The sequence below is a fragment of the Escherichia sp. XD33 genome (genome assembly GCF_019375075.1).
In the GTDB taxonomy this organism is placed as follows: Bacteria; Pseudomonadota; Gammaproteobacteria; order Enterobacterales; family Enterobacteriaceae; genus Enterobacter; species Enterobacter flexneri_A.
In genome coordinates this window covers 87,788-97,575 of record NZ_JAENDM010000018.1, presented here as the reverse complement: position 1 = coordinate 97,575, position 9,788 = coordinate 87,788, and the positions used below count along the sequence as shown (strand labels likewise).

The window sequence follows — 9,788 nt, the reverse complement described above, 5'->3', positions numbered from 1 at the left end:
TGCCGTTACGCACCACCCCGTCAGTAGCTGAACAGGAGGGACAGCTGATAGAAACAGAAGCCACTGGAGCACCTCAAAAACACCATCATACACTAAATCAGTAAGTTGGCAGCATCACCGCTAATTGATAAAAATAACAATTTTTTTATCCAACTTATCGATCAGGCCTTACGATCAACGGATGATATGATCAAAGCAAATGTTTGGCATCTTTATAAAGAGTGGATTCGTAGTGATGATGTTTCACCTATATTTATAGAAACTGAAGATAATTTAAGAACCTTTAACACGAATGAATTAACACGAAACGATAATATCTTTATCCTGTTCTCCTCAGTCGATGATGGGCCAGTTATGGTGGTAAGCTCCCAGCGCTTACATGATATGTTGAATCCTACAAAAGATACCAATTGGAATTCCACGTATATCTACAAATCCAGACATGAGATGTTGCCTGTTAATCTTACTCAGGAAACACTTTTCAGCTCCAAATCTCATGGTAAATATGCGCTTTTCCCAATTTTTACTGCGAGTTGGCGAGCTCATCGTATAATGAATAAGGGTGTTTAAGTAAAGGAAAACATCACCGTTCCTGGCATCCTGGACGGTGATGCCCCTACGGTTGCCCTCGCCAGCACGGGCATCGGTAAAGCGTAAGGTTCAACATCGTTTTACCACTTCATGCGATTGTTGCGTTTTTGTTGCGTATTAGATCACTTAATTTGCTTTACATCTCCCGTAAACACTTTTCTGCGATACAATGCCTTTACGTTATGTAACGGAGAGTTCGGCATGTCACACCCCGCGTTAACGCAACTGCGTGCGCTGCGCTATTTTAAAGAGATCCCTGCCCTGGATCCGCAACTGCTCGACTGGCTGTTGCTGGAGGATTCCATGACAAAACGTTTTGAACAGCAGGGAAAAACGGTAAGCGTGACGATGATCCGCGAAGGGTTTGTCGAGCAGAATGAAATCCCCGAAGAACTGCCGCTGCTGCCGAAAGAGTCTCGTTACTGGTTACGTGAAATTTTGTTATGTGCCGATGGTGAACCGTGGCTTGCCGGTCGTACCGTCGTTCCTGTGTCAACGTTAAGCGGGCCGGAGCTGGCGTTACAAAAATTGGGTAAAACGCCGTTAGGACGCTATCTGTTCACATCATCGACATTAACCCGGGACTTTATTGAGATAGGCCGTGATGCCGGGCTGTGGGGGCGACGTTCCCGCCTGCGATTAAGCGGTAAACCGCTGTTGCTAACAGAACTGTTTTTACCGGCGTCACCGTTGTACTAAGAGGAAAAAAATATGGAGTGGAGTCTGACGCAGAATAAGCTGCTGGCGTTTCATCGCTTAATGCGTACGGATAAGCCAATTGGCGCGTTACTGCTGCTCTGGCCAACATTATGGGCGTTGTGGGTGGCGACACCGGGCGTTCCCCAGCTCTGGATCCTGGCGGTGTTTGTCGCGGGTGTCTGGCTGATGCGCGCTGCCGGATGTGTGGTGAATGATTATGCTGACCGCAAGTTTGATGGTCATGTTAAGCGCACGGCGAACCGACCACTTCCCAGCGGCGCGGTAACAGAGAAAGAGGCGCGCGCGCTGTTTGTCGTGCTGGTACTGATTTCGTTTTTACTGGTGCTGACGCTGAATACGATGACCATTCTGTTGTCGATTGCCGCGCTAGCGCTGGCGTGGGTGTACCCGTTTATGAAGCGGTATACCCATCTACCGCAAGTGGTGCTGGGCGCGGCGTTTGGCTGGTCGATTCCAATGGCTTTTGCCGCTGTGAGTGAGTCGGTGCCATTGAGTTGCTGGTTAATGTTCCTCGCCAATATTCTCTGGGCGGTGGCTTACGACACGCAGTATGCGATGGTTGACCGCGATGATGATGTGAAGATTGGCATTAAATCCACGGCAATCCTGTTCGGCCAATACGATAAATTGATTATTGGTATTTTGCAGATTGGCGTACTGGCGCTGATGGCGATCATCGGTGAGTTAAATGGCTTAGGCTGGGGATATTACTGGTCAATTCTGGTGGCTGGCGCGCTGTTTGTTTATCAACAAAAACTGATTGCCAACCGCGAGCGTGAAGCCTGCTTTAAAGCATTTATGAATAATAACTATGTTGGTCTGGTACTGTTTTTAGGGCTGGCAATGAGTTACTGGCATTTCTGATGATGTAAAAAAGCCGGATGATCATCCGGCTTTCTTCTGGGGTGCCTGATGCGCTGCGCTTCTCAGGCCTACACAACAGATCGCAATTTATTGAATTTGCAGATTATGGTAAGCCGGATAAGGCGTTTGCGCCGCATCCGGCAATTCTCACTGATTACCCTTCGCCCTGCGTCGCACTCTCAATCGTCAAACGCACGTCTGATGTAATCAACTCCGCCAGCAACTGATAAACCTTCATCGTTTCTGCCGGTTCGGCATCGCCGCTATCGCTGATATACCCTTCATCACGCAGCGTCAGCACCAGAGAACTGAACACCGCCTTGTCGAAGAACTCCGGCGCGTTGATACCGTGCAGCACGGAGAGACGTTGCGCGACGGTGCGGCTCTCTTTCTCCAGCGTACCGCGGTTGATCGACGGGTTGGCGCTCAACAGCCAGAAGGTGATGGCATAACGTTGCAGCGTTTCGCGCGCGCCTGCGGCGAGCAGCTGTAGCGTGCGAGAATGCGCCGGGTTGATATGCAACTCATCATCTTGCAGGGTAATCAGCCCCTGACGTTGCATCTCATTTGCCAGCGCATCAATAACGTCCGGCAACTCGTCGCGATCCCAGCGCAGGAACAGCTCCGCTTTCAGCATTGGGTAAAGCACATTGACGTGCTCCATCAATACGTCGCGGGAGATGTGGCGATGCTGGGTGACAATTGCCGCCATCAGCGAAGGCAGCACCAACATATGCGCAATGTTGTTGCGATAGTAGGTCATCAACACCGCTTGCTCGCGCGGCAGAATGATGATGTCGCCGATAGTGTCTTTCTCGACTTCAAACTTGTTCATTTGCAGCGCGTGATCGATAAGCTCGCTGGCGCTGGCTGAAGGAACGGTAGAGTCCGTGGAGTAAGGTACGTTGCGCATCAGATCCAGGTAGCAGTTGAGTTGCTCGGTTAACTGCTCGCGGGTGAGTGAGCGCTGACGTGACGCCAGTAGCGCAGTACAGCACAGGTTCATGGCGTTTGCCGCGCCTGCGTTGTTAATGCGTACCATCAGATCGGCAGCAATATTATTGACCGTCGGCGTTAACCAGGCCGGACGCACCGCTTCGATGGGATCGATAGATTCACGCCAGTCTGGTACGTGCTGGTTAAGGTAGGTCATCAACGGCATTGGTTCACCGAAATTGACGTAACCCTGGCCGAGATTACGCAGCTTGCTTAAACCGCGCAGCATCTGCGGCAGGCTCTCTTTCTCTTTCGTCGCACCGCGCAGTTCTTTGGCGTAAGTACCCACTTCCATGACGTGCTCATAACCGATATAGATCGGAATCAGCGTAATCGGACGCGTGCCGCCACGCAGCATCGCCTGAATGGTCATCGACAGCGTACCGGTTTTCGGATCCAGCAAACGCCCCGTACGGGAACGACCGCCTTCCACGAAGTACTCGACGGAATAACCACGGCTGAACAGTTCGCCGAGATACTCACGGAAAACGGTGGAATAGAGCTTATTGCCTTTAAAAGTACGGCGAATAAAGAACGCACCCAGACGGCGGAAAATCGGCCCGGCCGGCCAGAAGTTCAGGTTGATCCCGGCGGCGATATGCGGCGGCACCAGCCCCTGGTGGTACAGCACGTAAGAAAGCAGCAGGTAGTCCATGTGACTGCGGTGGCAAGGCACATATACCAGCTCATGACCGTCGTGGGCCAGCTGGCGAACGCGCTCGGCGTTATGGACGTTGATGCCCTGGTAAAGGCGGTTCCAGGTAAAGCCCAGAATACGGTCAGTCAGGCGGATCATCTCGTAAGAGAAATTCGCCGCAATCTCTTCCATCAGCGCAATCGCGTTCTGCTGCGCTTTTTCATGGGAGATTTTTTTGCTGCGCGCTTCATCTTCTACCGCTTTCGCAATAGCGCGGGAGGCGAGCAGCTTATTAAACAGATCCTGACGAGCAGGCAGACGTGGGCCTACGGCAGCCAGACGTTGACGGGCAAAGTGCATACGCGCCACGCGCGCCAGTTTCTGCGCGATAGTTTTATCCGTGCCGTGTTCATCCGCCATACGGCGCAGCGAAACTGACGGCGAGAAACGCACAAAACTGTCGCGACCGAGCCACAGTACAGCGAAAAATTTCTGTACGCCGTTAAGCATACGCAGCGGCGGGTTCACTTCGCCTTTTTCACGCCCTGGCGCGCGACCAAACATCACCGATACTGGCACCATCTGCACATCCAGATTTGGGTTGCTACGGTGCAAATCGAGATAGTCGTGGAACAGCTTAATAGACTCTTCTTTCGGCGTGTAATAGGTGAATACACGCGGCCCGCCGTGAATGAACACATAGCGCGGCAGTAGCGTGCCGTCGATTTCCAGCGGCTCTAACGGGTCAGGCAGGTCATGTGCCAGACACTGGGCGCGCAACGTCAGCAAATCTGCTTTCGAGTTGTACGGTAAAACGTACATAATTGGACGAGAGGTATCCAGCCCCAGTTCCGGGGCAGGATCTGCCGGAATAGACTTGCTTTTTACCAGGATGCTTAATGGTAAATTCAGTAATTTGTAGTAAATTCGTGGCCAGCCGGACATAAACGATGTAAAGCCTCTGGTTAATAATGCAAATGCGCGGCAAGGATAGCAGAAAGTCATGGGAAATTCTGTGGTATCCGCTCATGTTTCGCGCGGCGTTACGCAAACCCGAATCATCGGATTTAACGGTACACTGATATTGACGCTCATAATGTAAAAAGGTTCTTTCAATGGCCAATAATACCACTGGATTCACCCGAATTATCAAAGCTGCTGGCTATTCCTGGAAAGGTTTACGCGCTGCATGGATCAACGAAGCGGCATTCCGTCAGGAAGGCGTAGCGGTATTGTTGGCGGTGGTCATCGCCTGCTGGCTGGATGTGGACGCAATTACCCGCGTGCTGCTTATCAGCTCCGTGATGCTGGTGATGATTGTGGAAATCCTCAATAGCGCCATCGAAGCAGTGGTTGACCGAATTGGCTCTGAATACCATGAGCTTTCCGGACGCGCTAAAGATATGGGATCCGCCGCGGTGCTGATTGCGATTATCGTCGCCGTGATAACCTGGTGCATCCTGTTATGGTCGCATTTTGGATAACCCTTCCAGATTTCGATAAATCTCTGGTTTATTGTGCAGTTTATGGTTCCAAAATCGCCTTTTGCTGTATATACTCACAGCATAACTGTATATACACCCAGGGGGCGGAATGAAAGCGTTAACGGCCAGGCAACAAGAGGTGTTTGATCTCATCCGTGATCACATCAGCCAGACAGGTATGCCGCCGACGCGTGCGGAAATCGCGCAGCGTTTGGGGTTCCGTTCCCCAAACGCGGCTGAAGAACATCTGAAGGCGCTGGCACGCAAAGGCGTTATTGAAATTGTTTCCGGCGCATCACGCGGGATTCGTCTGTTGCAGGAAGAGGAAGAAGGGTTGCCGCTGGTAGGTCGTGTGGCTGCCGGTGAACCGCTTCTGGCGCAACAGCATATTGAAGGTCATTATCAGGTCGATCCTTCCTTGTTCAAGCCGAATGCTGATTTCCTGCTGCGCGTCAGCGGGATGTCGATGAAAGATATCGGCATTATGGATGGTGACTTGCTGGCAGTGCATAAAACTCAGGATGTACGTAACGGTCAGGTCGTTGTCGCACGTATTGATGACGAAGTTACCGTTAAGCGCCTGAAAAAACAGGGCAATAAAGTCGAACTGTTGCCAGAAAATAGCGAGTTTAAACCAATTGTCGTTGACCTTCGTCAGCAGAGCTTCACCATTGAAGGGCTGGCGGTTGGGGTTATTCGCAACGGCGACTGGCTGTAACATATCTCTGAGACCGCGATGCCGCCAGGCGTCGCGGTTTGTTTTTCATCTCTCTTCATCAGGCTTGTCTGCATGGCATTCCTCACTTCATCTGATAAAGCACTCTGGCATCTCGCCTTACCCATGATTTTCTCCAATATCACCGTTCCGTTGCTGGGACTGGTCGATACGGCGGTAATTGGTCATCTTGATAGCCCGGTTTATTTGGGCGGCGTGGCGGTTGGTGCAACGGCGACCAGCTTTCTCTTTATGCTGTTGCTGTTTTTACGCATGAGCACCACCGGGCTGACTGCGCAGGCTTATGGTGCCAAAAATCCTCAGGCATTAGCCCGTGCGCTGGTGCAACCGTTGCTGTTGGCGTTGGGGGCTGGGGCGTTAATTGCGCTGCTGCGTACACCGATTATCGATCTGGCTCTGCATATTGTTGGCGGTAGTGAAGCAGTCCTGGAACAGGCGCGGCGCTTTCTTGAAATCCGCTGGTTAAGCGCACCGGCGTCGCTGGCGAATCTGGTATTACTCGGTTGGTTACTCGGCGTGCAATATGCCCGTGCGCCAGTAATTTTGTTAGTGGTCGGCAATATCCTCAACATTGTGCTGGATGTCTGGCTAGTGATGGGGCTGCATATGAACGTGCAGGGCGCGGCGCTGGCGACGGTTATTGCGGAATATGCAACATTGCTGATTGGTCTGCTAATGGTGCGTAAAATCCTCAAACTACGCGGAATTTCCGGCGAAATGCTGAAAACTGCCTGGCGAGGAAACTTCCGTCGCTTGCTGGCGCTTAACCGCGATATCATGCTGCGTTCGCTGTTGTTGCAACTCTGTTTCGGCGCGATCACCGTACTTGGTGCGCGACTGGGGAGTGACATTATCGCTGTTAACGCGGTTCTGATGACGCTACTCACCTTTACCGCCTATGCGCTTGATGGTTTTGCCTACGCGGTTGAAGCGCACTCCGGTCAGGCATACGGTGCGCGCGACGGTAGCCAGTTGCTGGATGTATGGCGGGCAGCGTGCCGCCAGTCGGGGATTGTAGCGTTACTGTTTTCGGTGGTTTATTTGCTGGCAGGGGAACACATCATTGCGTTGCTGACGTCGTTAACCCAGATTCAGCAGCTGGCTGACCGCTATCTTATCTGGCAGGTGATTTTGCCGTTGGTTGGCGTCTGGTGTTATCTGCTGGACGGCATGTTTATAGGCGCAACGCGTGCCGCCGAAATGCGTAACAGTATGGCGGTGGCCGCCGCAGGTTTTGCGCTGACGCTCCTTACGCTGCCGTGGCTGGGTAATCATGGTTTGTGGCTGGCATTAACCGTCTTTCTGGCGTTGCGCGGGCTTTCTCTGGCGGCTATCTGGCGGCGTCACTGGCGTAACGGTACCTGGTTTGCCGCAACGTGACGGTTAAAAATTCTGAATAAATTATCCTAAGCCAAATTGCTGACTACACTTAATCTCACGTTCAGAAGAAAAGTGAACGTACTCTCATTCACAACCTAACGATGAGGTCTTGATTATGAATAAAGATGAAGCCGGCGGTAACTGGAAACAGTTTAAAGGTAAAGTGAAAGAGCAATGGGGCAAACTGACCGATGATGATATGACGATCATTGAAGGTAAACGTGATCAACTGGTCGGTAAAATCCAGGAACGTTATGGTTATCAGAAAGATCAGGCAGAAAAAGAGGTCGTGGATTGGGAAACCCGCAATGAATATCGCTGGTAATTAATCCCTCCTGCCCGACGTGTACAAGGATGTACGCCCTCTTAACGCGGTTTCTTTTTCACCTGCACAGAGTGATCATGCTGGCACTGTTCAGGATGACGACACGCTTCCACTTCCACGCATGCCGCACAGAGCCCATGTGCTTCAATCACATTATGCCGCAGGGCAAAACCCATTTTTGCCGCCAGCGTATGCATGATGTCTTCCACGCCTTCAGCACACTCTTCTTTCACCGCGCCGCAGCGATCGCAAATAAACATGGCTGACGTATGGGTGGGCTGGTCGAACAGATGACAGAGCACATAACTGTTGGTGGATTCCACCTTATGCACAAAACCTTGCTCAAGCAGAAAATCCAGCGCGCGATAAACCGTTGGCGGCTTGGCTTGCGGTTCAGCTTCGCGCAGTAAATCAAGCAGATCATAAGCGCTGATAGCGCCATCCTGCAGACTCATCAGGCGCAACACTTCCAGGCGCTGTGGGGTCAGGCGCACATTACGCTGCGCGCAGATTTTTTCAGCCTGCGCTAATAATTCCTGCGTTGTGGTCTTTTCCATCGGGCACCTCAAAGTGGGGGTTAAGAATGTCCTTACTTTACCATGTTCCAGGAAAAACACCGAGAACCCTTATTGTTGCCGTAATGTTGATTTTCTGTTTTGTAGGTAAGGTGTTGTGTTGCCTTGTCGTACCATTATCAACACGATAATAATTAATAATTCATTTTTAAATAAATTGCTTCAAGTTAACTCGCTATTTATTTAACTGGGTTTAAACGCATACCTGTAGTTCAGAAATTATGAGCGATTTTTGATAGTGACCAGATGGCAAAAGAATTATAAGGAGGACACGGTACGACAAAAAAGGTAGATGAATCATGTTGAAGATAATACCCGGTGCAACTAGATACTTTAATAAAACACTCAATTCAAATCAATTCGATAATGAAGATGCAATCAAAGATAAATTAGATAATAGAGGTTCAATCAAAGGTAAATTAAATAATATATATGGTAAATCTATTGATTATGCAGCGCTGCGTCATCGGGATATAATTATTGCAAAAATAGATTTGTTTATTCAACGAATCACGCATAATTTATGGCATGCACGTAAAAAAATGTGTTTTTAATTGAGCAAATAAATGATCTCAAAATGTGGGTCAATAAGTATATTGACGATTGCACTGATGAGGATTTAAACGATCGTGACTTTATTGCATCAGTTGTTGACCGGGCTATTTTTCATTTCGCGATTAATAGTATATGTAATCTTGGGGATAATAAAGATGCAATGCCCATTGAACAATGTACTTTTGATGTAGAAACTAAGAATGACCTTCCCTCCACGGTTCAGCTATTTTATGAGGAATCTAAGGATAATGAACCTTTAGCGAATATACATTTTCAAGCAATAGGTTCTGGTTTTTTAACGTTTGTTAATGCCTGCCAGGAACATGATGACAACAGCTTAAAATTATTTGCTTCGCTGTTAATTTCACTTTCATATTCTAGTGCCTACGCAGATTTATCAGAAACAGTGTATATTAATGAAAATAATGAGAGCTACCTGAAAGCTCAGTTTGAAAAATTATCTCAACGTGATATGAAGAAGTACCTGGGAGAGATGAAGCGTCTGGCTGATGGGGGAGAAATGAATTTTGATGGCTATCTGGATAAGATGTCACATCTGGTGAATGAAGGAACGCTCGATCCTGATATTTTAAGCAAAATGCGAGATGCTGCACCACAATTAATTAGCTTCGCGAAGTCGTTTGACCCAACCTCAAAGGAAGAGATTAAAATACTTACAGACACTTCTAAATTAATTTATGATTTGTTCGGGGTTAAATCGGAGAAATAATATGTGAAGTTCTTCGATAGTATAGAAGGCATTATATAAAAGGACCCAATATTTATTGGGTTCTTTTTTCTCTATCAATGCTATTAGCAGGGAGATATATCACCAGAGTTTAATGTGTGATTTTTTATTTATCGTCGAACCTGGATTATTTATCATTGGCCTTAACAAAGTTAACGGCTAATAAGATTATTTCCA

The 9,788-nt window shown here is 49.1% G+C and carries 9 protein-coding genes and 2 pseudogenes; 8 read left to right on the top strand and 3 right to left on the bottom strand.

The features are described from left to right. Positions 1-64 (bottom strand): IS1 family transposase (locus K0778_RS12885; protein ID WP_001676991.1); only part of this gene is annotated, 64 nt, incomplete at its 3' end. 56 nt (positions 65-120) lie between these two features. On the opposite strand from K0778_RS12885, the pseudogene K0778_RS12880 reads away from it, so the two are divergent. From K0778_RS12880 to ubiA, 3 genes and pseudogenes are all read left to right on the top strand, one after another. Beyond that, positions 121-570: pseudogene (locus K0778_RS12880) on the top strand (SopA family protein); the annotation flags it as partial. Positions 571-792: 222 nt separating this feature from the next. Beyond that, positions 793-1,290 (top strand): chorismate lyase, encoded by a 498-nt coding sequence (ubiC, locus tag K0778_RS12875; protein ID WP_001295693.1) that lies wholly within the window; start codon positions 793-795, stop codon positions 1,288-1,290. Positions 1,291-1,302: 12 nt separating this feature from the next. Beyond that, the gene (ubiA, locus tag K0778_RS12870) at positions 1,303-2,175 is read left to right on the top strand and encodes a 4-hydroxybenzoate octaprenyltransferase (protein ID WP_000455227.1); all 873 of its coding nucleotides are present in this window, start codon (positions 1,303-1,305) and stop codon (positions 2,173-2,175) included. 154 nt (positions 2,176-2,329) lie between these two features. Here ubiA and plsB read toward each other — a convergent pair whose 3' ends face one another. Continuing rightward, positions 2,330-4,753, bottom strand: coding sequence for a glycerol-3-phosphate 1-O-acyltransferase PlsB (gene plsB / locus K0778_RS12865; protein ID WP_000017354.1), 2,424 nt, complete (start codon positions 4,751-4,753; stop codon positions 2,330-2,332). Positions 4,754-4,923: 170 nt separating this feature from the next. On the opposite strand from plsB, the gene dgkA reads away from it, so the two are divergent. The 4 genes from dgkA (at position 4,924) to K0778_RS12845 (ending at position 7,733) form a co-directional block, all read left to right on the top strand. After that, positions 4,924-5,292, top strand: a complete 369-nt coding sequence (gene dgkA, locus K0778_RS12860; protein WP_000002907.1) for a diacylglycerol kinase — start codon at positions 4,924-4,926, stop codon at positions 5,290-5,292. A gap of 109 nt (positions 5,293-5,401) precedes the next feature. Beyond that, entirely contained in the window at positions 5,402-6,010 is a 609-nt protein-coding gene (gene lexA, locus K0778_RS12855) for a transcriptional repressor LexA (RefSeq protein ID WP_000646078.1), read from the top strand. A 72-nt stretch (positions 6,011-6,082) separates the two neighbouring features. After that, the gene (dinF, locus tag K0778_RS12850; RefSeq protein WP_001301116.1) at positions 6,083-7,408 is read left to right on the top strand and encodes an MATE family efflux transporter DinF; all 1,326 of its coding nucleotides are present in this window, start codon (positions 6,083-6,085) and stop codon (positions 7,406-7,408) included. A gap of 115 nt (positions 7,409-7,523) precedes the next feature. After that, entirely contained in the window at positions 7,524-7,733 is a 210-nt protein-coding gene (locus tag K0778_RS12845) for a CsbD family protein (RefSeq protein WP_001030593.1), read from the top strand. Between the two features lie 41 nt (positions 7,734-7,774). Here the strand turns inward: K0778_RS12845 and zur are convergent, their stop codons facing one another. Further along, complete coding sequence (zur, locus tag K0778_RS12840; RefSeq protein ID WP_001295691.1) at positions 7,775-8,290, bottom strand: zinc uptake transcriptional repressor Zur; 516 nt, start codon at positions 8,288-8,290, stop codon at positions 7,775-7,777. Between the two features lie 317 nt (positions 8,291-8,607). Between zur and K0778_RS12835 the strand changes: the two are divergent. Then, positions 8,608-9,593, top strand: a pseudogene (locus K0778_RS12835) (DUF2713 domain-containing protein). The last annotated feature ends 195 nt before the right edge of the window (positions 9,594-9,788 follow it).

What these genes read in the sequence shown, in the direction of transcription:
- ubiC (WP_001295693.1), top strand. Translation starts at nt 793, where the DNA reads ATGTCACACCCCGCGTTAACGCAACTGCGTGCGCTGCGCTATTTTAAA.
- ubiA (WP_000455227.1), top strand. Translation starts at nt 1,303, where the DNA reads ATGGAGTGGAGTCTGACGCAGAATAAGCTGCTGGCGTTTCATCGCTTA.
- plsB (WP_000017354.1), bottom strand. Translation starts at nt 4,753, where the DNA reads ATGTCCGGCTGGCCACGAATTTACTACAAATTACTGAATTTACCATTA.
- dgkA (WP_000002907.1), top strand. Translation starts at nt 4,924, where the DNA reads ATGGCCAATAATACCACTGGATTCACCCGAATTATCAAAGCTGCTGGC.
- lexA (WP_000646078.1), top strand. Translation starts at nt 5,402, where the DNA reads ATGAAAGCGTTAACGGCCAGGCAACAAGAGGTGTTTGATCTCATCCGT.
- dinF (WP_001301116.1), top strand. Translation starts at nt 6,083, where the DNA reads ATGGCATTCCTCACTTCATCTGATAAAGCACTCTGGCATCTCGCCTTA.
- K0778_RS12845 (WP_001030593.1), top strand. Translation starts at nt 7,524, where the DNA reads ATGAATAAAGATGAAGCCGGCGGTAACTGGAAACAGTTTAAAGGTAAA.
- zur (WP_001295691.1), bottom strand. Translation starts at nt 8,290, where the DNA reads ATGGAAAAGACCACAACGCAGGAATTATTAGCGCAGGCTGAAAAAATC.